General features: G+C 70.1%; 18 protein-coding genes, 1 tRNA gene and 2 pseudogenes. 8 read left to right on the forward strand and 13 right to left on the reverse strand.

The features are described from left to right. Window positions 1-25: 25 nt before the first annotated feature. Both RM788_RS18340 and RM788_RS18345 read right to left on the reverse strand, forming a co-directional pair. Entirely contained in the window at window positions 26-949 is a 924-nt protein-coding gene (locus RM788_RS18340) for a cation diffusion facilitator family transporter (protein WP_315932915.1), read from the reverse strand. A gap of 44 nt (window positions 950-993) precedes the next feature. After that, window positions 994-2607 (reverse strand): SDR family oxidoreductase, encoded by a 1614-nt coding sequence (locus tag RM788_RS18345; RefSeq protein WP_315932916.1) that lies wholly within the window; start codon window positions 2605-2607, stop codon window positions 994-996. A 66-nt stretch (window positions 2608-2673) separates the two neighbouring features. On the opposite strand from RM788_RS18345, the gene RM788_RS18350 reads away from it, so the two are divergent. Further along, window positions 2674-2748, forward strand: a tRNA-Arg gene (locus tag RM788_RS18350). Between the two features lie 346 nt (window positions 2749-3094). Beyond that, window positions 3095-3646, forward strand: a complete 552-nt coding sequence (locus RM788_RS18355; protein ID WP_315932917.1) for a hypothetical protein — start codon at window positions 3095-3097, stop codon at window positions 3644-3646. Here the strand turns inward: RM788_RS18355 and RM788_RS52980 are convergent. Beyond that, window positions 3647-3898, reverse strand: a pseudogene (locus RM788_RS52980) (recombinase family protein); the annotation flags it as partial. It abuts the gene before it with no gap. Between RM788_RS52980 and RM788_RS18360 the strand changes: the two are divergent. Beyond that, window positions 3851-4471 carry a hypothetical protein gene (locus tag RM788_RS18360; protein ID WP_315932918.1) on the forward strand — a complete coding sequence of 207 codons (621 nt, stop codon included), beginning with the start codon at window positions 3851-3853 and terminating at the stop codon, window positions 4469-4471. The pseudogene RM788_RS52980 and the gene RM788_RS18360 sit on opposite strands and share 48 nt — an antisense overlap. Window positions 4472-4614: 143 nt before the next feature. On the opposite strand, the gene RM788_RS18365 is transcribed toward RM788_RS18360, so the two are convergent. The 10 genes and pseudogenes from RM788_RS18365 to RM788_RS18410 all read right to left on the reverse strand — a co-directional run bounded on the left by RM788_RS18365 (window position 4615) and on the right by RM788_RS18410 (window position 12027). Continuing rightward, the gene (locus RM788_RS18365; protein WP_315932919.1) at window positions 4615-4878 is read right to left on the reverse strand and encodes a hypothetical protein; all 264 of its coding nucleotides are present in this window, start codon (window positions 4876-4878) and stop codon (window positions 4615-4617) included. Beyond that, a complete protein-coding gene (locus RM788_RS18370) occupies window positions 4875-5324 on the reverse strand; it encodes a recombinase family protein (RefSeq protein WP_315932920.1) in 450 nt (149 codons plus the stop codon). Before RM788_RS18370 ends, RM788_RS18365 begins: the two co-directional genes overlap by 4 nt. Window positions 5325-5738: 414 nt before the next feature. Then, window positions 5739-6644, reverse strand: a complete 906-nt coding sequence (locus RM788_RS18375; protein WP_315932921.1) for a deazapurine DNA modification protein DpdA family protein — start codon at window positions 6642-6644, stop codon at window positions 5739-5741. Beyond that, window positions 6641-7132, reverse strand: coding sequence for a VUT family protein (locus RM788_RS18380; protein ID WP_399343972.1), 492 nt, complete (start codon window positions 7130-7132; stop codon window positions 6641-6643). Before RM788_RS18380 ends, RM788_RS18375 begins: the two co-directional genes overlap by 4 nt. Before the next feature lie 107 nt (window positions 7133-7239). After that, window positions 7240-8217, reverse strand: coding sequence for a hypothetical protein (locus RM788_RS18385; RefSeq protein WP_315932923.1), 978 nt, complete (start codon window positions 8215-8217; stop codon window positions 7240-7242). Continuing rightward, window positions 8214-8540, reverse strand: a complete 327-nt coding sequence (locus tag RM788_RS18390; protein ID WP_315935008.1) for a hypothetical protein — start codon at window positions 8538-8540, stop codon at window positions 8214-8216. Before RM788_RS18390 ends, RM788_RS18385 begins: the two co-directional genes overlap by 4 nt. 56 nt (window positions 8541-8596) lie before the next feature. Continuing rightward, window positions 8597-9157, reverse strand: a complete 561-nt coding sequence (locus RM788_RS18395) for a hypothetical protein (protein WP_315935009.1) — start codon at window positions 9155-9157, stop codon at window positions 8597-8599. Further along, window positions 9132-9683, reverse strand: a pseudogene (locus RM788_RS18400) (DNA cytosine methyltransferase); the annotation flags it as partial. The pseudogene RM788_RS18400 and the gene RM788_RS18395, both read right to left, overlap by 26 nt. Beyond that, window positions 9680-10906: a TRM11 family SAM-dependent methyltransferase gene (locus RM788_RS18405; RefSeq protein WP_315932924.1), complete on the reverse strand. Its 1227-nt coding sequence runs from the start codon at window positions 10904-10906 to the stop codon at window positions 9680-9682. The gene RM788_RS18405 and the pseudogene RM788_RS18400, both read right to left, overlap by 4 nt. Further along, the gene (locus tag RM788_RS18410) at window positions 10903-12027 is read right to left on the reverse strand and encodes a hypothetical protein (protein ID WP_315932925.1); all 1125 of its coding nucleotides are present in this window, start codon (window positions 12025-12027) and stop codon (window positions 10903-10905) included. Before RM788_RS18410 ends, RM788_RS18405 begins: the two co-directional genes overlap by 4 nt. Window positions 12028-12567: 540 nt before the next feature. Here RM788_RS18410 and RM788_RS18415 point away from each other — a divergent pair. The 5 genes from RM788_RS18415 (at window position 12568) to RM788_RS18435 (ending at window position 19713) form a co-directional block, all read left to right on the forward strand. After that, a complete protein-coding gene (locus RM788_RS18415) occupies window positions 12568-13626 on the forward strand; it encodes a hypothetical protein (RefSeq protein ID WP_315932926.1) in 1059 nt (352 codons plus the stop codon). Between the two features lie 218 nt (window positions 13627-13844). Beyond that, window positions 13845-14144, forward strand: a complete 300-nt coding sequence (locus RM788_RS18420; RefSeq protein WP_315932927.1) for a pilin — start codon at window positions 13845-13847, stop codon at window positions 14142-14144. A gap of 222 nt (window positions 14145-14366) precedes the next feature. After that, window positions 14367-16517: a TrbL/VirB6 family protein gene (locus tag RM788_RS18425; protein WP_315932928.1), complete on the forward strand. Its 2151-nt coding sequence runs from the start codon at window positions 14367-14369 to the stop codon at window positions 16515-16517. Between the two features lie 32 nt (window positions 16518-16549). Beyond that, complete coding sequence (locus RM788_RS18430; protein ID WP_399343978.1) at window positions 16550-17773, forward strand: PrgI family protein; 1224 nt, start codon at window positions 16550-16552, stop codon at window positions 17771-17773. After that, window positions 17773-19713: a VirB4 family type IV secretion system protein gene (locus tag RM788_RS18435; protein WP_315932930.1), complete on the forward strand. Its 1941-nt coding sequence runs from the start codon at window positions 17773-17775 to the stop codon at window positions 19711-19713. Before RM788_RS18430 ends, RM788_RS18435 begins: the two co-directional genes overlap by 1 nt. The last annotated feature ends 80 nt before the right edge of the window (window positions 19714-19793 follow it).

The raw sequence follows: 19793 nt of genomic DNA on the forward strand, positions 1-19793 counted from the left end.
CCTCGGAGGCTCCCCTTTTCCTTTGCTACCAGGACATCTCGCGGCAGCGCTGCGCGGAGTCGCCGGGTTCGACCTGGAGCGTGGCGTGCTCGATGTGGTACCGCTCGGCCAGTAGCGCCTGCGCGATCCGCAGCACCTCCGCCGGGTCGGCGTCGTGCGCGATCGTGAGGTGCGCCGACGCCACCTCCATGCCGGAGGTCAACGTCCAGACGTGCAGGTCGTGGGCTTCCGTCACACCGGGCAGCGTCGTGAGGTCCGCCTGCACCGCGGCCACGTCGAGGCCCTCGGGGGCGTGCTGGAACAGGATGTGCAGCGCGTTCTTGGCCAGCTTCCACGTCCGCGGCAGGACCCACAGCCCGATCAGGACACCCGTGATCGGGTCGGCGTAGCGCCAGCCGAAGACCAGAGTGACCAGGCCGCTCAGCAGCACGCCGACCGAGCCGATCAGGTCCGCGAGCACCTCGAGGTACGCGCCCCGGACGTTGATGCTCTCCTTGGCGCCGCCGCGCAGCATCAGGAACGACGCGATGTTCGCGATCAGCCCCAGCGACGCGGCCAGGACCACCGGCAGCCCCGGCACCGACGGCGGGTCGCCGAACCGGCCGACCGCCTCGTACAGCACGTATCCCGCAACGCCGAACAGCAGCACGGCGTTCGCCAGCGCCGCGAGCACCTCGGCCCGGTACAGCCCGAACGTGCGGTTCTTCCCGGTCGTGGCGCGGCGCGCGAGCATGATCGCCGCCAAGGCCATCCCGACGCCGAGCACGTCGGTCAGCATGTGCGCGGCGTCCGAGATCAGCGCCAGCGACGACGTCGCCCAGCCGACCGCGAACTCGACGACCATGAAGACCGCGCCGATGCCGAACGCGACCCACAGCTTCCCGATGTGCCTGCCCGACGCGCTCGCCGCCTCCGCTGGCGACACGCCGTGTCCATGCCCATGACCCATGGGAGCAACGTATAGCGACTTGTGCATGTGTGCAACGTGACGGACTACTGACGCCAGGTAGGCGACCCCAACCGTCCCAGCACTCGGACGGCCTTCGGCGACACGCGGCCGACGTACCGCACGATCCGCGACTCCGGCGTCACCGGGACCACCACCCGATTCTGGCGGACAGCGCGCAGAACCGCCGTGGCGACGCGCTCCGGCCCGTAGCCGCGACGCTGGTAGGTCTTCGTCACGGCATCGCGTTTCTCCTGCTCAGCGGCACCGTCGACGCCCGCGAACGTGGCGCTGCGGGTGATGTCGGTGTGCACCACACCGGGGCAGATCGCCGTCACACCGATCCCTTCGGGTGCCAGCTCCTCGGCCAGGCACTCGGCCAGCATCAGCACCGCGGCCTTGGTCGTGGAGTACGCGGGCAGCGCCTTCGAGGGGAAGTAGCTGGCCATCGAGGCCGTGACCACGAGGTGCCCGCCCTCACCGCGCTCCACCTGCTGCGCCGCGAACGCCCGCAACGTGTGCACGACGCCCCACAGGTTCACGTCGACCACCCGCCGCCAGTCGTCCTCCGACGTCGCCAGGAACGGCCCCGCGACCACCACACCAGCGTTCGCCATCACCACGTCCGGCACCCCGTGCTCGGCCTTGATCCGCTCCGCCAGCACCCGCGTGGCCGCCCCGTCCGCCACGTCCAACTGGTAGGCGTGCCCCCGCACCTCCCGCGCGGTCCGCTGAGCGGCAGCCCCGTCCAGGTCCACCGCCACCACCTCCGCCCCGTCCACCGCGAACGCCAACGCCGTCGCCCGCCCGATCCCGCTACCGGCCCCGGTGATCACCACCAGCTCCCGCCGCGGCGGCGTCCCGTCGACGAACTCGCCGATCATCCGCGCCACCGCCTCCGGATGCGTCCGAGGCGCCCAGTGCGACGCCTGCAACGGCCTCCGGGTCAGTTCGGTCGCGAACGGCTTCGCCGCGTCCAGATGCGCCTCCTTGACGAACGGATCCCTCTTCAACGCGATCTGCAACACCGGCACCCCCACCACCCCCGGTGCCCGCCGCCCCCGCCCCACGTTCGCCCGGTACAGCCCCAGCCCGTTCACCAACTCCCGGTGCTGCGCGTTCAACCGAGTCCGCACACCCCGCACCCGCCACACCAGCTCAGGCACAAGCGGAACCAGGAACCCCGCGATGTACCAGGAAGACCGCAGGAGGTTCACCACCCGCACCGGATGCCGCCGATTCCGCCGAACCCAGTCCCCCACGTGGTCGAGCGACGGCCCCGACAAACTCACGAACGAGGCGAACAGCTCGGGCCGCTCCTCAACCGCCCGCCACCCCACCAACGACCCCCAGTCATGCCCCACCAGGTGCACCGACTCCCCCGGCGCCACCGCGGTCACCACAGCCGCCAACACCTCGACCAACCGCTCAACCCGATACCCACCCCGCTTCCCGGGCCTCTCCGACCCACCCGCCCCGGGCAGATCGAACCGAACAACCCGAAACCGCCCACCCCACTCCCGAACAACCCCGTCCCACACCGCCGACGTGTCCGGATACCCGTGCGCCAACACCACCACCGACCGCCCCGACTCCCCCTCCTCCAACACCCGAATCCGCAGGTCACCAGCCACAACCACCCGCTCAACCCCAGCCTCCATACAACCGGAGGGTAGGGGGTGGAACCCGCCTCCGACAGGTGCGCTAGGATCATCCCGACAGCTACGGCCCCCGTAGCTCAGGGGATAGAGCACCGCCCTCCGGAGGCGGTGGCGCAGGTTCGAATCCTGCCGGGGGCACCACAAGGATGGGAACAGGATCGTCACTCGTTACGAGTGACTCCTGTTCCTTTTTGCTTTGTTTGCGCTGGTCACGACGCTGCCGGGCGTCGTCCAGCGATAGGACCGCCGCATCGCGGGCGGTCCGGCTGGCTGCTGTGATGGTGGGGCCGGTCAGGGTGACCCGGCAGGTGGCGGTGTGGGTGTCGCGGTTGTAGCGGATCTCCAGTCGGAGGGCTTCGAACAGGGCTCGGGCGAGTTCCTCGGGTAGCTGGTCGACTTCGATCTTCATCACGGGGAGGGTGTCGATCAGGTCGGGGTTGGGCGCGGCCATGATGCGCTGCTCCACCTCAGCGAGCCGCGTCTCCAGTTGTTCGCGCTGGGCGCGGAGCTCGGCGCGCCGCTCGTTGATGTCGCGGACGAAGTCCTTGTCGGGGTCGTCGACGAGTTCGAAGTTGCGGATGGTTCGTTTGATCTTGACATCGATGTCGGTGATTGCCCGGCGAAGTCCTGTGACCTGTTGTTCGCGTTCCTGCGCCACGGTGGCGTCGAGGTGGCGGAGGTTGGAGTCGAGCAGGTGGCGACGGTAGTCGCCGAAGACGTGATCGGACAGGAAGGCGTTGACCTTCTCCAGCAGGTGGTCCTCGCGGATGAATACGCCTCCGGCGGCCGGGTGGCCGACGGGGACGTATGCCTTCTTGGGTGCGCAGGCGTAGTAGACACGTTTGCGGGTCTTGCCGCCCATGCGCCGCCCGCACAGGTCGCAGAAGAGATAGGTGCGAAAGAGGTAGGACCGTTTGGTCTGTGGGTGCTTGGTGTTGGGTCCGGCGGCGGTGCGGGAGCCGAAGCGGTGGCCGCTGACGTCTTGGGTCTGGATGAAGGTGTCGAGTTCGACCAGCACCTCGTGTACGGGTTCGGGTGACCAGATCCACTCGGAGACAGGGTTGCGTCTGTTGCCGCCGGACTTGCGGGCGCGACGGTTCCACACCATGTGCCCGGTGTACTTCGGGTTGGTGAGGATGTCGCGCACGTTGGAGTAGGTCCATAGGCCGACCGCTCGCGATGGGGTGTTCGGTGTGGGCGGTGGGTTGGTCGTCAGGTCGAGGTTGAGCCGGTCGGCGATGGGTTGGTAGCCGAGGCGCTCCTCCAGTCGCCACTGGAAGATCCGCTTCACGACCGGGGCCTCGGCCGGGTTGGGCTCAAGGAAGGTCTTTTTCTGGCCTTTGGCTCGCTTGGCCGGGACCGGATGCGGGACGTGTTTGGCCTGGAAGCCGTAGCACGCCTTGCCGATGTTGTACCCGCTCTCGGTGTGCACGGCGAAGCCGTCCCAGGACTTCTCCAGCATCTCGAGCACGTAGAACTCGGCGATGCCCTGCTTGACTCGTCGGGTCAGCAACTGGGTCGCGACCTTGGCCTTGCGGCCGGTGCCGTCCGGAGTGAGGGTGAACGGCTCGTCGGCGGCGAGCAGGCGGACCCCTGCACGTTCGAGACGGTGTTCGATGTTGGTGCCGATGTAGGTGCGGCGGGAGATGCGGTCGATGGACTCGCAGATGACGAAGTCGAAACGCCGGTCGGCGCGTTCCGCCTCGGCGAGCAGATCCTGAATGCCACCATCGCGCGGGATGGGGATGTCGAACTGCTCGTGCGCGGTGCTCTGCCCACGGTCGGCGAGGTCCTTGCGGCCGGACTCGATGTCGTAGAAGTGCACCACGATCAGTGCGTCCTCGGGCAGCACGAGCTGAGATGACCGGAGCTGCCGGGGCAGGGACAGGGTCGGGTCCTGCTGGTCGTCGGTCGAGGTGCGTCCCGCCCACGCGAAACGTAGCAACCGAGGCGGTGCTTCGGCAGCCCCGGTGTCGTCGTCACGGTGGTAAGGACTGCGTGGGCGACCTACTGGTCGGTCGTTCGCCCACTTGCGGACGAGTTCTGGGCCAGCCATTCGGTCACCTCCCTTAGCACTCGTGCCTGCTGGTGTGCCAGCGCTTCGCCATCCGGCCCGTGGAGAATCTGGATGTCGAAGACCACGTCCGGCGCTTCGTGCTCGAACTGCTGCTCGGTCGTCGTCCGGCGACGCCGACCGACCGCAGACGACGGCCTCATCGTCTCCTTCCGGCCGGGCGGGCGGCGGCGGCCGATGCTGGACTCTCTCGTCATCGCGCCTCGACCCCTTCGATGGCGGTCGGGCCGTCGGTGAGACGACGAATCGGGTTGCGTGCCTGAGTCGCCCAGTCCGACAGCCCCGAGGACCACGGTGGCGATGTGGACACGGTCGGTCCTGGGAAGTCCGGCGGGATCATGCTGGAGAGGGTGACGACGCGAACTCCGCACTCGATCATCTCCAGAAGCACCGCTTGGTGCTCGTGCGCCCGGCGGGGCAAGCGGGACTCGTCAGTGCACACCACGACGTCGAAGCCACGATGGCGCTCGTGTGCCTGCTTGATCAGTTCGACAAGACCGCCGTGCACTCGATGGCCCGCCAACGACGTGACTCGTGGTGTGCCGGGGCGGCGACGGTTCCACACCCCGATATCGGCGAAACAGGTCGCGATCGGGATCGACAGGGCTGTCTCGACCGCGTAAATCTGCCGCAACAGCGACACGGGAGCTTCCCACACGCTTCCGCACCTGCCGTAGAACGCGACTTGTGAGCGTCCTGATTGGACCGTGGCGCGCTGGGCGGGGCTGATGTCACAGGCCATCTCGCACTCCTTTCTCTTACAGCACTTGATGTTCGAGCGCCGTCGATTTCGACGGCCTAGGTGTATCCACGCTCCGTACGCCCGAGATGGTCAAGCGCGACATGACGCGACACTCGCGTCGCCGCGCTACCGGGTTGAACTGGCTAGGACAGGTGATCCCGCGCCCTTAGCGGATTCGTCCCGCTGCGTGCGAACTGGGCGGCGTTTGCGCGCCGGGCAGGCACATGCCGCGCGTTGCCGTTGCCCCCGACGCGGCGATCAATCCGGTGCAGGTTTGTGCGACCACGTCGCGAACACAGGAGCGTCCGGTCGCCGTCACGCCGCACGTCTCGGAGCGATTTCCGTGCGGTGTTCGAGTCGTGCCTGTGGTTCGCGGTTCGTTGCGCCGGCGAGGCGAGTCCGCCGGCGGGCATCCAGGTCGGAGACGGCCGCACTGGATGGCAGTTCCGACTGCGCGACAGCCGGTTGGTCTTCCATCGGTGTCGAGGGGCTGAGGGTGGCCAGAAGCCGGGTGTGCCAGTCCAGCGCGAAGCGCAGACAATTGGACTCGCTGCGGTGGGTGGATGTGCAGCCGGGGACGTGGCGGCCTCGCAGACTCCACGAGGCCGAGTCGCTGGAGGCGATGGCGTCGGCGTACCGGCCGAGGCCGAGGACCTTGGCGCCGAAAGCGTGGAGTTTGTAGCCGCGGGCGGCCAGCGAGCGGACGATGCGTTCGACTTCGACGGTGTGCTGGCGTCGGCATACACTTCCCACGCCCACCAACGGAAGCGCGGCCAGATCGACGCCGCGTTGCTCGTACATGTCCGCACATCGGTGGTAATCGGTGACCGACTGTCCTTGAAGGACCGGTATGAACGGCAGCTCCGGGTCCAGGTCCCGCAGCCGTAGGTAGTCGACGACGGTGAGATGTTGATGGGTGCGCAAACTCAGTCCGGTGCGCGCCAAGACGTGGTCTTCGGTCATGCGGTCGCGGGGTGCGGCCCAGTCGAGGTTGCCGATCTCGGTGGCGTAGCGGCGCACCGCCTTGACGTAGGTGGCGGCGTCGGTGCGCCACCGCCCGTGCAGCGAAAGCTCCGTGAAGCCTCCGGAGTCCAGCGCCCACGAGCTGCTGGCGCGCGGCAGCGAGCGGCGGCCGGCCAAGCGTCGGTGGCTGACCAGAAACGGCACACCGAGGTCACGTGCCAGCCAGGACGGTTGATGGGTTCCCAGGTAGAACTTCATCGGCGCGTCACCGTCCGAGCGGTCACGCGCGTGATCTGGAGTGCGGCGAGGGTGAGGAGCGTGGCGACCGTCTTGCCGACGATCTGGCCGGGCACGGCCGTGACGCTGCCGAAAGCCAACGGCACGAACAGGACACTGTCGATCACGAGACCGCCCGCGTTGGAGACCGCGACGGCTCTTAGCCAAGAACGGTGGCGCACCCTGGTGTAGATCAGCGCGTCCACGATCTCCGACGCGGTGAACGCGACAACGCTGGCCACCGCGATCTGCGGTGAGGCGAACACGAGGGACAGTCCCGCTCCTGCCGCGATCCCCGCGACCACTCCGCGGGTGCCGAGCGTGTCGTGGACGAGGTCGCGCGCGGTCAGGCTTGCTCCCGCGAACACCGTGCCCGCCGGAATGACCAGCCCGCCGATGACAAGCGGTTGCCAGTGCACCGAGGCCATGTTGGCGGCGACGACCGAGAGCAGATACAACACCATTGCCATCGCAGCGAGCACCGCGTGCCGCGTGCCCACCACCCGGCCCCACCGGCAGGGCGGTGAGACCGGTGGGGCCGACGCGAAGTGTGGCCGTCGCGAGGTGTTCGCGGTGCTCATGCGGCACGCTCGCGAGGTTCGTGATCCGCGCTTGACGTGGTCGCGGTGACCGGCTCGCCGGAACGGCACGACCACGGCGAGCACCCGTCCGGGTCTGCGTCCTCGACGCTGTCGGCGACTTGTGCCGAGTCGACGGTGATCAGCCGTAGGTGCTTCTTGGTCCTCGACTTCGCGGGCGCGTCGAGGTCGACCTGGTCCAGCGGAAGACAGGAGCGGTGCAGGAAGTACTGCCCGCGCAACTCCTGCCCCTGGGTGGTGGCGCGCGGGTAGCCGTGGCGGATGGCACGGTCGAACTCGACCGCTTCCACCCAACCGTCCGGGTCGTGGTCGCGCACCCAACGCCAGCCCGCGTTGCCGTGGAACGGGCACCCGACGCACGCACTCTTGACCGTCTCCCCGAAACCCCGGTCGGCCAGGAACTCCATGCACCGCGCCCGGTCGAAGCCGAGGTCGATCAGCGGGAAGATGTTGCGCAGGAACCGAAGCCCGGAGTCCTTGGCGCGGGTGAACTCGTCGGTGCTGATGCCGATTGCCTGTTCGGCGTACACCCCGCGTGGCACCCGGCGTGGGTGCGGATATCCCAGTAGCTCCCGCGCGGCCTTCTTGAGCGGGGTGATCTTGTATTCCGCAGTACATTGCCTCCTCGCGAGGCCCCGCGACCCGTCCGGGTTGAGGGTGTGCAGGGGCATGGACACGAAGCGGTGCTTGGGGTCGAGGGCGTCGGCGCGGATGTTGCCTGCCGAGACCTGGCGCACCGGGATGCCGTGTTTCTCGGCGTGCGCGGACAGCCGCTTGAGGTTCGTGTAGACGGCGCGGGGCTCCCAGCCGGTGTCTGCGAAAAGGGCGACGTCGAAGCGCGGGATTTCGCCTTCGCACGCGAGCAGCAGCACGGTCGTGCTTTGCACTCCGGCGCCAAGGGACAGCAGCCGCAAGGCGGGTCCGGTATCGGGTGTCGTCGGGCATGTCGTGGTCATGCCGCGGTCACCTCCTGCCTGGTCGGCGACCGATGATCGGTGTCGGTGTTGATGTCGAGGAGTTCGGCGAGGTCGTCCAGCAGCAGGGCCACCGCATAGGCGGCCTGCTGGGGAACCACTCCGTTACCCAACGCCCGTAGCTGCGCGGTACGAGGCAGGGAGAGGTCGGTGACCCATCCCTCGGACAGGCCCATGAGGTGCTCGACGAAGGCGGGCCCGAGGACCGGGCGGCCGTGGTTGCCGGGCTGGGTCGGGTGTGGTGTCGGTCGGTCCAGCACCGCTTCCCAGCGGCGGATCGCCGCCTCGTAGACACCCCAGTTCACCGGCGCCGACTCGACTCCCGATGCTGACCTCGTCTCGACGTCGAGGTCGGGAACCGCTACGAGATGGCGTCGGTCTCCTCGTCCTCGGCTCGGTGGTGCGCCAGCGGGGTGAGCAGGCGGATGACCGCCGAGGGCAGCATCAGGTCGCCCTTGGACCCTCGCTGCGCCGGACATCCCTTCGTCCCGTCCGTCGCTCGCGGTGTCGGCAGGAACGCCTCGGGGTCCACCAGCGGGAGCACCTGCTGTGACAGCGGCGGCCGGAAACCCGCTCCGGCCCTGCGACCCGCCGTCCCGGTGTCCGAGGCTCGCGGAGTCGGCAACAACCGGGCCGCGTCGGGCAGCGACCGGCCACCGGTCTGCGTCCGGTGAGTGCAGTTCTTCGCGTCCGAGGCCGTCGGCGTCGGCAACAGCCGCAGCCGGTCCAGCAACGACGGTCCACCCTGCCTGCTGGCGGCGCTGATGCCATTGGAGGAGCCGTCGTGTGCGGTCGGCGTCGGCAGCATCTCCGCCTCGGCGACCGGCGCGGGGCTCGCGCAGCCAGGCGAGCAGGAACACACGTTCGCGGCGGTGCGCGGCACCGACGTCGGCGGCGCGGACGCTACGCCAGAGCGCGTCATACCCTGCTTCGGCCAGGTCGCCGAGTACACGGTGGAGTCCTCCGTTGCGCCAGCGAAGCGCGGCGACGTTCTCCACCACGACGAGCGCGGGTCGTAGTACGCGAAGGCCCGCCACGATGTCGGTCCACAGCCCACTGCGGGCTCCCTTCTCGATGCCCGCGCGCTTCCCGGCGGCGGAGATGTCTTGGCAGGGGAACCCCGCGACGAGCACGTCGACCGGCTCGATCGCGGCCCAGTCGATGTGGCGCAGGTCGCCGAGGTTCGGGATGCCCGGTGTCCGGGCGTCGAGGATCTGAGTGATGTGTGGGTCGGGGTCGGCGACCCAGGCGATCCGGCCTCCGCCGAGGGCGGCCAGCACACCGAGGTCCAGGCCGCCGTACCCGGTGCACAACGAGCCCACGATCGGACCGGACCCGGCGTCAGGATGGGTCCGCCGCCCCGGCCCCGGCGTCACCGCCGGGGCCGGGACAAGAGCAAGCGGGCTAGCCTCCCGCTCACGGCAGGAGCGCGAGGAACGGCGTGTCATGCCGCCTGGCCTCGCTCGCCCGCACCGGCGCCCGCGGATCGCGCCGAGCGGTACCGCCCGAGGTCGACCACGTCTCCCGCCGACGTACCGGCTGCGGCGTGTCCGGCGGACTTGTGCAGGGCGGTGCGGAAGACGAGGACGTCCTCGTGGGCGATCAGGTGCAGCGGCAGTCCCTGCTCGCGCTGTTTGCGGATGAAGTCGCGCTGGAAGAAGCTGCCGCGGGCCACGAGGTCGGTCTCGGCGGCGCGGGCGAGCAGCGCGACGTTGCGCTCGACCGGGATCAGGCCGGCCGCGCGCCCGCAGGCGAGGATCTGCGAGGGCAGGTCGATCAGCTCGGCGTGTTCCCGCCACGGGCGGATGGTGATGGCGATGTGCCCGCCGGGCTTCAGGAACGTGCGCAGTGCCGCGAGGATGCGGGTGAACCCGGCCAGCAGGCGGTGGTGGCCGATGTTGGCGAGGTTGCCGCGGTCGAGAGTGTTTCCGTAGAGGTGGTGGTACTTCTGCACCCCGGCGCCGGGCGACACCGACACCTGCCCGTGGGTCGAGGGACCGTAAGGCGGGGAGGTCACCACCAGCGCCGCCTGCCCGACGTACTCCGGCGGCAGCAACGTCACGAGCTGGCGGGCGTCGCCGTGGAACACCCGCGCGTCGATCCCCTTTTCACCGCCGACGCCCTGCTCCCGCGCGACGTCGAGATTGGCGTTGGCGACGTCGACCCAGTGCGGTTCGTACTCCACCCCGACGGCGCGGCGGCCGAGTCGGACGGCTTCGACGAGGGTGGTGCCGATGCCGCACATCGGGTCGAGCACCAGCTCGCCGGGCTTCGTGTAGTGGGTGACGGCGTGGCGGACGACCTCGGGCAGCATCTTGGCCGGGTGCGCGGTCGACTCGGGCGTGTACTTGTTCTTGCGCTGGGCGGCCGGCGAGGTCTGCGCGGTCGTCCACACCGACACGGCGGGCGGCTCCGCGCTGCCCTCCTGCGCACCGCTGTCCACAGAGTTGTCCACAGCAGTGGGCGGGGTGTCGAGCGCGGCGATGAGCGCGCGCGGGATGCGCTGAGTCGTTTCGTCGCCGACCGCTCCGACGGTCGGCGCGGACGATCCAGCGGAGGGCTCGGTGGGGGGCTGGTGGGTGGCGTCGTGCGTCACGGGCGTGCCTTCCTGGCGGTGCGGTCCGAGGTGGACGAAGTCGGGGTGCGGCGCGGAGTTGGGCGCGTTGTTCATCGGATGTCTTCGGGGCGCAAGACCGCGACCGTGGGCGCACTCGGCGACGCTGCGGACGACGGCTTGTGGTCGTGCGGTTGGGCGAAGACGAGGACGTCGGAGTGGATGCGCCGATGCGGGGCGGGCAGTCCGCGTACCGATGCGCGATGACGCGCACGTGCGTCACCTTGGTTGTCCTCGCGGTTGCCGTGGACGCCGTCGACGTGATCGTCGGGGTAGGTGTCGGCGAGGTCGAAGTGGCCGTCGCGGACAAGTGTGTGCAGGGCGACGATGTGCTGGAGGTAGAGCAGGTCGGCGTTCTGTCCGGCGGTCACCACCGCGCCCGTCGGGTCGGTCAACTCGCCTGACGTCCAGTCACAGTGCGTGAGTACGACGAGGATGCCGCCGACCCGGAGGCGTCGAGCCGCGTAGAGCGCCACGAGGTCCGCGCTGTGGTCGCCGGACAGGTGCGGCGGCAGGCTCGCCACGATCAGAGCGGCACCGGCGCCGAGGTCGATCACCGCGTCCGGGACGGACACCTCGGCGGTGTTCTCCGGTGCGCTGGGAACGGTCACCGGAGCCTGGTTCACGCCGCCGACGAGGTCGGCCCAGAACGGTCGGGAAGCCGGCCCGGTCGACGTCGGGTCGACCGGGACGCGCTCGACGCGCGCGGAGCGGCCGAGGCGTTCGACGACAGTGACGGTGTCGGCCAGCTCGGGGTCCGACTCGGTGCTGGGGGCGTGGTCGATGACGCCGTCGGCACCGACCACGCCGAGCGTCGGGCGGGCGCGCTCGGGGGTCGGCCAGTCCAGCAGCACGACCTGGTCGGCGGGCTCGCTGAACGAGGTGACGATCCGCTCGACCAGTGCCGCGGGCCACGTGGCGGCGAGGTCGATCGGTGTGGCACCGGCAGTCCAGACGGTCGCCGGAGTCGGGGTCGAGGCCGACCCGCGTGACCGCGAGCGGCCGGTGCCGGTTGCGGGCTTGGCGGGCTTGCCGGGGCTGACGCGGGTGGTGGTCGGAGCGGTCGGCCAGGGTCGGCGGTCGCCGCCTCGGCGCCCACCGGGGCGAGCAGGAGCCGGGTGGGTGGAGTCGGCGCGCCGTCGAGGTGAGCGGCGGTCGGAGTTGTCGGGCTGGGTCACGGGTGTCCCTTCGCCAAGGGTGAGTGCGCCTGTCGGTGTGAGGCGCTGATGACACCCCTGAACTCCGAAATACAGGCCCTTTGGGGACACGCTCCCGTCGACTTTCTCCACCGGATTCCCACGGTCACGATTAGCGGGAAAGGTTCGCGTGCGCGTGCCCACGCGGAGAGAGGCGGGCCAGGCCCCACGAGAAGCGGCGAGCGTTTTCCGATCCCGCAGAAGATCGTGATCGGAACCGCTGGGTAGCAGCGCATGACGGCTCGTTCACGGCTATGACCGAACTGGTACCGAACTAGTACCGCGAGCACATATTGCCAGCTAGACGGGTATTACCGACCTACTTGATTTGATCTTGGATTCACGTATCCAGCGATCCGCATGGGCGCCAGAAGTAGATCTTGTGTTGCCTGCTGAGCGGGTGTGCTGATCGTCGGTACCTCTGCGGTAGTAGTTCGGTACCAGTTTGGTGATCGGTTGGTACTACCCGCCGTGGCGTCCTGGGCAGGTCGTTGATTCCGACTTGCTTTCGGGAGCCATTCCATGAGTTCACGTGAGGCTATTCCGCGCTCGGGTTTCGAGCGCGATTCCATGCCGTTGGACGCCGCTCGGTCGGCGTTCGAGTGGCTGGTCGCCGGGCCGCATCCGGTGTCGGTGGACGGCCGGTTGTTCGCCGGTCTTCCGCCTCGGCGGGTGCCGCTGAACGAGCTGCGCGACCGGCTGCTGCGCCGGCGCTGCCCCCAGACGTTGCGGGACGCGGTGTGGGCCCACCTGGTCCTGCTCGCCCGTACCGAGGGCGGCGCGTGGACCGTCGGGGCGGTCGGTGTCGCGCTGCCCGCGCTGACCTCCATCGCCGCCACCTTGTCCGCGAAGTTCGCCGGCGACCCCAGCGACATCCACGCCGCGATCCTCGCGGGGTTCGTCGCCGAACTCGGCGAGATCGACCTGCGCCGCCCGCGGATCATGCTGCGGCTGCGGTGGGCCGCCTACCGCGCCGGCCACACCGCCGTACGCGAGGCACTCGACGCTCCGGTCCCCTCGGGGCACGGGTTCCGCTCGGCGATGCCGCCGCCCCCGTGGGGCCACCCCGACTTCGTCCTCGCCCGCGCGGTCGCCGAGGGCGCCATCACCTCAGTCGAGGCCGAACTCATCGGCTCCACCCGACTGGAAGGCGTGCCGCTGGCCGACGCCGCGGCCGAACGCGACCTCTCCTACCAAGCAGCGAAAAAGGCGCGCCTGCGCGCCGAGCACCGCCTGGTCGCCTACCTGCTCGACGACACCACCGACGCCCCGCCCACCGGTCCGTACGAGGGCGACCTGGCGACCCGGGTGGCTGACGCGGTGACCATCACCGCCGCGTCCGAGCGCTCGACCACGTCCGCCTCGCTGTCACGCGGTGTCACTGATCTGGCGACGCGCGCGGCGAAGAAAGTCAGCGATCGCGTGTCCCCGCAGGGCCGATTTTCCGGAGTTCAGGGGTGCGGGAGGAAACCAGCCACCCCCGCGCACACCACCTCTTCGCCCACGCCGCCGCCCGAGTCCACACAGCACTCGGCACAGCGGCGCTCGGGCACAACTTCGGGAGTGTCGCGATGCGCCTGACTCGTACCCCTGTTCGTCCTCACCACCCCCGCCGGCCAGGTGACAACCGGCCTCACCGCGGACCCGTCCTCGGTCGTCGTGAAGCGACCTCGCGAGCCCACACACCGCTGTGCGCGGCGTCCCAGGGGTCGGCCGGCGACAACACCACACCTGCGACCTCACAGAAGCGTGGCGACGGACGCCGGAGCATCCGACGTCGCGTCCTGCTGGTCGCCAAGTTGGTCGCGTTGGCACTGCTGGCCTCCGGCGCGACGGCGCACGCCGACACGATCGTGCTCGCGATCGCGGGCAGCGTCGACGAGGTCCTGACCAACATCCGCAACTGGCTGATGGGCATCCTCGCCGGGCTGGCGACGGTGTTCCTCACCGTCGGGGGCGTCCGCCGCGTGTTCGGCGGCGGTGACCCCGGCGAGCAGGAGAAGGCCAAGGAGTGCTTCAAGGCGGCCGGTATCGGCTATGCCTTGGCGGCCCTCGCGCCCCTGGTCGTCACCGTGCTCAAGGGCATCGTGGGGGCCTGAGCGATGCGCCCGCCGAACAGGCCGGTCAGGTCTGCCCCACACCGCACATCGGTCGACGCAGGCGTCGGCTCGCTCCACGACACCACGTCAACCACGCGAGGCGGGTCGGTGTCGGCGGAGCGCCGGGAGATGCTCGCGCCTGCGGCGACGAGCACCTGGCGGCCCCGCCGGATCAGGCGACTTCTTCGCCTCTCGCGGAGCCGGGCGCTGGTGGCGTTGGCGGTGAGCCTGGTCGTCCTAGTGGGCGGCACGCTCGCCTCGGCGGCGCTTGGTCCGGCCTCGGGTACACGAGTGGCCCCGGCCGCCGCCGCGCAACCCGCACCGCCGACCGACCAGCCGCCGGTCCCGATCCCGACGGTCGACCCGGACCCGTGCGGTCCGGGCTCACCGCCGCTGCCGATCTGCCAACTGCCGACGCGGACCACGACGCCCCCGATGACGGGGCTTCCGCTGCCGACCGAGGTCCCGACGCTGCCGCCGTGCGACCCGACGCTGCCGTTGGTGCAGTGCGCGCCCACCGGCACCGCGACCCCGACGACGCCGTGCTCCGGCGAGGGCTGCATCCCCCAGCCCGGTGCGACGACCACGCCGCCGAACAACCCCGGCACCGGTCAGCCCGGCCAGGGCGATCAGCCTTCGGACGACTGCGGGATCACCGACATCGGCGCCTGCATCACCGAGGCCATCGACGCGTTCTTCCGGGGCATCGTCACCGACGCGCTCAACCCGCTGCTGGACCTGTTGTCCAAGACGCTGCTGACCACACCGACACCGGACTCGCTGCCGCGCGTGGGCGAGCTGTGGGACAACTCCTGGCAGATCCTGCTGGTCTCCTACGGCCTGCTCGTGCTCATCGCCGGAGTCATCGCGATGAGCTACCAGACCGTCCAAACCCGCCACTCCATCAAGGAACTCGCACCCCGTTTGGTGGTCGGGTTCCTGGCCGGCGCCCTGAGCTTGTGGGTGGCGACCAAGGGCATCCAGATCGCCAACGCGCTCGTCCCGGCGATCATGGGAGGCGGGGTCGACGCGAACTCCGCCGGCAACACCTTGCGCGACATGGTGCTCGGGTCGCTCAACGGCGGCATCTGGATCATCTTCATCGGCATCTTCCTCGCCGGGATGCTCGTCGCGCTGCTCATCACCTACGTCGTGCGGGTCGCGCTGACCGTCATCCTCATCGCCGGAGCGCCGCTGGCGCTGATGTTCCACGCCCTGCCCCAGACCGAGGGCATCGCCTACTGGTGGTGGAAAGCTTACGGCGGCTGCCTCGCGATCCAGCTCGGCCAGAGCCTGACGTTGATCACCGCGATGAAGGTGTTCCTCGCCCCCGGCGGGTTCACCGTCTTCGGCCCGACCATGTCCGGTCTGATCAACCTGCTCGTCGCGCTCGCGCTGATGTACATCCTGTTCAAGATCCCGTTCTGGGTGCTGTCCTCGGTGCGCGGCGGACGCGGCGGCGGGGGCTTGGTCGGGTCGCTGGTCAAGGGCTTCCTCGCCTACAAGACCTTCGGTCTGCTCGGCGGTCGCGGCGGCGGCAAGAGCCCGAAGCCTCGTTCATCGGGCGGTGGCCGGGGCGGCAACGGCGGCGGAAGTTCCAGCGGCGGCAACGGTTCGTCCAACCCGTACGCCAACACAGGCACCACCGCGAACGGGCAGTACGTCCTGCCGCTGCCCGGTGTGCGCCGGACCCGCCCGACGGGCAAGCCCACGCCGAAGCCGAAGGCCGGTCCGAAGCCGAAACCTGCCGGTCCGCAGGGCCGCCAGTTGGCGCTGCCGTTGGGTGATGACTGGCCGGAGAACAAGCCGGTGCTCGGCCGCGACGGGCAGTACCGGCTGCCCTTGGACGTCCAGCGCACGACACCACCACCGGCCCCGTCCGCGGGGAGGAGCACCGGGTCGGACACCGGCGGTCGTCGCACCCGCACGGGCGGCGGCAAGCAACTGGAGTTGCCGTTGGACCCCTACCAGGGCAACCGCCCTACCCGGTCCGGGCAGTACCCGCTGCCCTTGGACGGCGTGCGGCGGGTGCCGCGCCCGACGCCTCCGCCGCCCCCGGCGGCCTCGCGCCCGAGCGGACGTCGGACGGTCCAGCCGGAGCTTCCCTTCGACCCGTACAAGGGCAACCGAGCGGCTCGCGGCGGCCAGTACCCGCTGCCGCTGGACGGCGTGCGCCGAGTTCCCACACCCACACCTGCGCCGCCACCAGCCGCACCACCTCGCCCGGCCCCACGTGCGGGACGACAACTGAAGCTGCCGCTGGACCTGCCCAAGCCACCCAAGCCACCGACGACGCCGGTCTTCAGCTCACCACCGCCGACACCGTCGCCACCGGCACGGCCGAGTCCCAAGCCAGGAGGTAAGACCTCATGACCGCACCTGTTCGTATACCGGCCGACGTCGACATGCACGACCGCGTCCTCGGCCCGTTGACCGCACGCCAACTGGCCATCCTCGCCGCCGCCGGGGCGGTGCTCTACCTGATCTGGGCGGCCACCCGTGCCTTCGTCCCGATCCCGGTGTTCCTGGCCGTCGCCGTCCCCGTCGGCGCCGCCTCCGCGATGCTCGCCCTGGGCAAACCCGACGGGATGCCGATGGACAAACTGCTCGTCGCCGCGATCCGGCAACGGGTCGCACCCCGGCACCGCGTGGCCGCGCCCGAGGGCGTGCGTCCGGCACCTGCCTGGCTCACCCCGGACACCGGCCGGACCACCGGTCAGGCCGGGGGTCGCCGCAAGGGCGGCAAGGGCCGGACCGGGCAGCCCGAGCAGGTGTCGCCCTCGGCGTTGCGGCTGCCTGCCGAGGCCGTCACCGAGACCGGCGTGGTCGACCTGGGCGCCGATGGCCTGGCGGTGGTGGCGGTCGCCTCGACGGTGAACTTCGCGCTCAGGACACCGAACGAGCAGGAAGGACTGGTTGCCTCGTTCGGCCGCTACCTGCACTCCCTGACCGCGCCAGTGCAGGTGCTCGTCCGCACCGAACGGCTCGACCTGTCCGCACAGATCGCCGAACTACGGGAGCGCGCCGGTGGGCTGCCGCACCCCGCGCTGGAGGCCGCGGCGGTCGAGCACGCCGACTACCTGTTCCAACTCGGGCAGCAGTCCGACCTGCTGCGCCGCCAGGTGCTCCTCGTGCTGCGCGAGCCGCTCGGCGTCGCCGCCCCGACCGACGGCTTGGGCGGGCCCGGCCCGCTAGCCGTGCTCGGCTCGATGGCGGGCAAACGCAAGCAGGCGAGCGCGCAGGTCGACGCCGGTACCCGGCGAGCCGCCGAGTCGCGTCTGGTGCGTCGCCTCGGCGAGGCGATCGAGCTGCTGTCCCCGGCCGGGATCGTGGTCACCCCGCTGGATGCGGGGCAGGCCACGGCGGTGCTGGCCTCGGCGTGCAACCCCGACAGCCTGCTGCCTCCCTCGGCGGGGCTGGCCGGCGCGGACGAGGTCATCACCACCTCCGGCGCGGACCTCACCGACGACGTCGCGGATGACTTCGACGGTTCCTTCTTCGCGCACGCCACCACGGCGCCCGACCGCGCGCCGTCGGGACGGTCGGCGGAGGGCGACGAGTACGAGGACGACTGGGACTACGAGGACGACGACTACCTGGACGACGAGGACGAGAGGGGGCGGTCCTGATGGCCTCCCGCACACGCAAGACCCGCGGCAACAACCGCCCGACCGCTCCGACAACAGCCTCCTCGGCCGCCGCCGCGTTCACCCCCGACGCCCTGTCGGTCGCCGCGCGGCACCTGGAAGTCGGCGGCGAATGGGTCTCCAGCTTCGCCGTGGTCGGCTTCCCCCGCGAGGTGCACCCCGGCTGGCTCGCGCCGCTGCTGACCTACCCCGGTCGCCTGGACGTCTCGGTGCACATCGAGCCGATCGACCCCGCCACCTCCGCCTCCCGGCTGCGCAAGCAACTCGCGAAGCTGGAGGCCGGACGCCGGCACACCGCCGAGCACGGGCGCTTGTTCGATCCGCAGGTCGAGGCCGCCACCGAGGACGCCTACGACCTGTCCTCGAGAGTGGCCCGCGGGGAGGGGAAGCTGTTCCGGGTCGGGCTGTACCTGACCATCCACGCCGTCTCGGAGAAATCCCTCACCGACGAGGTGGCGGCGCTGCGATCGCTGTGTGCCTCGCTGTTGTTGGACGCCAAGCACACCACTTACCGGTCCTTGCAGGGTTGGGTGTCGACGCTGCCGATGGGGCTGGACCTGATCGGGATGCGCAGGACGTTCGATACCTCGGCGTTGGCGGCGGCGTTCCCGTTCACCAGCCCTGACCTGCCCGCTCCGGACCCGACCAGCGTGGCCGCGCCCTCGGGTGTGCTGTACGGCTACAACGTCGGCTCCCAGGGACTGGTGCACTGGGATCGGTTCGGCGAGGGGATGCACAACCACAACTCGGTGATCCTCGGCCGTTCCGGCGCGGGCAAGTCGTACCTGGTGAAGCTGGAGTTGCTGCGCAATCTGTATCGGGGCATCGAGATCGCGGTCGTCGATCCCGAGGACGAGTACGCCCGCTTGGCCGCCGCGGTCGGCGGCACTTACGTCCACCTCGGCGCGCGAGGTGTTCGCCTCAACCCGTTCGATCTGCCGATCCATACCCGCGCCGACGGCCGCCGCACCGCCCCGAAAGACGCACTCGTACGACGCAGCCTGTTCCTGCACACCGTCATCGCTGTTCTCGTCGGCGGCGAGCCGGAGGCGGCGGAGCGGGCGGCGTTGGACCGGGCGATCGCCGCGACGTACCAGAGCGTGGGGATCACCGCCGACGCCCGCACCTGGACCCGGCCGTCCCCGACGTTGCGGGTCTTGCGGGATCAGCTCGCGGTCGCCGGGCAGGCCGGCGACCGGGCCGCGGGTGAGCTCGCCGCTCGGTTGCACCCGTTCGTCGAGGGCGCGTTCTCTTCTCTGTTCGATGGGCCCAGCAGCGTCAACCCCGAAGGACACCTGGTGGTGTTCAGCCTGCGTGACCTGCCCGACGAGCTGAAGGGCATCGGCACCCTGCTGACCCTGGACGCGGTGTGGCGGCGGGTGTCCAACCCGGCGATCCGTCGGCCGCGTCTGGTCGTAGTGGACGAGGCGTGGCTGCTGATGAAGGAGAAGTCCGGTGCCGAGTTCTTGTTCCGCATGGCCAAGGCATCCCGCAAGCACTGGGCCGGGTTGACCGTCGCGACCCAGGACACCGCCGACGTGCTCGGCAGCGACCTGGGCAAGGCGGTCGTGGCGAACGCGGCCACCCAGATCCTCCTGCGCCAGGCGTCGCAGGCGATCGACGAGATCACCCAGACCTTCGACCTCTCCGCCGGAGAGCGCGCGTTCCTGCTCTCCGCCGACCGCGGACAGGGCCTGCTGTCGGCCGGCACGCAAAGGGTGGCGTTCCAGAGCATCGCCTCCCCGACCGAGCACTACCTGGTGACCAGCAACCCGGCCGAACTCGCCGCCTACGCCGACACCACCGGACCGGTCGACGAGGCCGAGGCCGCGTTCGTCGACCTGGGCTTCGACGACACCGACGGGGACGAGTTCGGCTCCGACTCCGGCGACGACGACCAGGTCCACCTCGACGCCGCCTGACCACGCGCGCGCACCACCGCCTCGTACATCTCCCGTGAAGGGATTCGTTCATGCTGCCCCGACCACTGACCCGGGTACCG

This window comes from Umezawaea sp. Da 62-37 (assembly GCF_032460545.1).
GTDB lineage: Bacteria > Actinomycetota > Actinomycetes > Mycobacteriales > Pseudonocardiaceae > Umezawaea.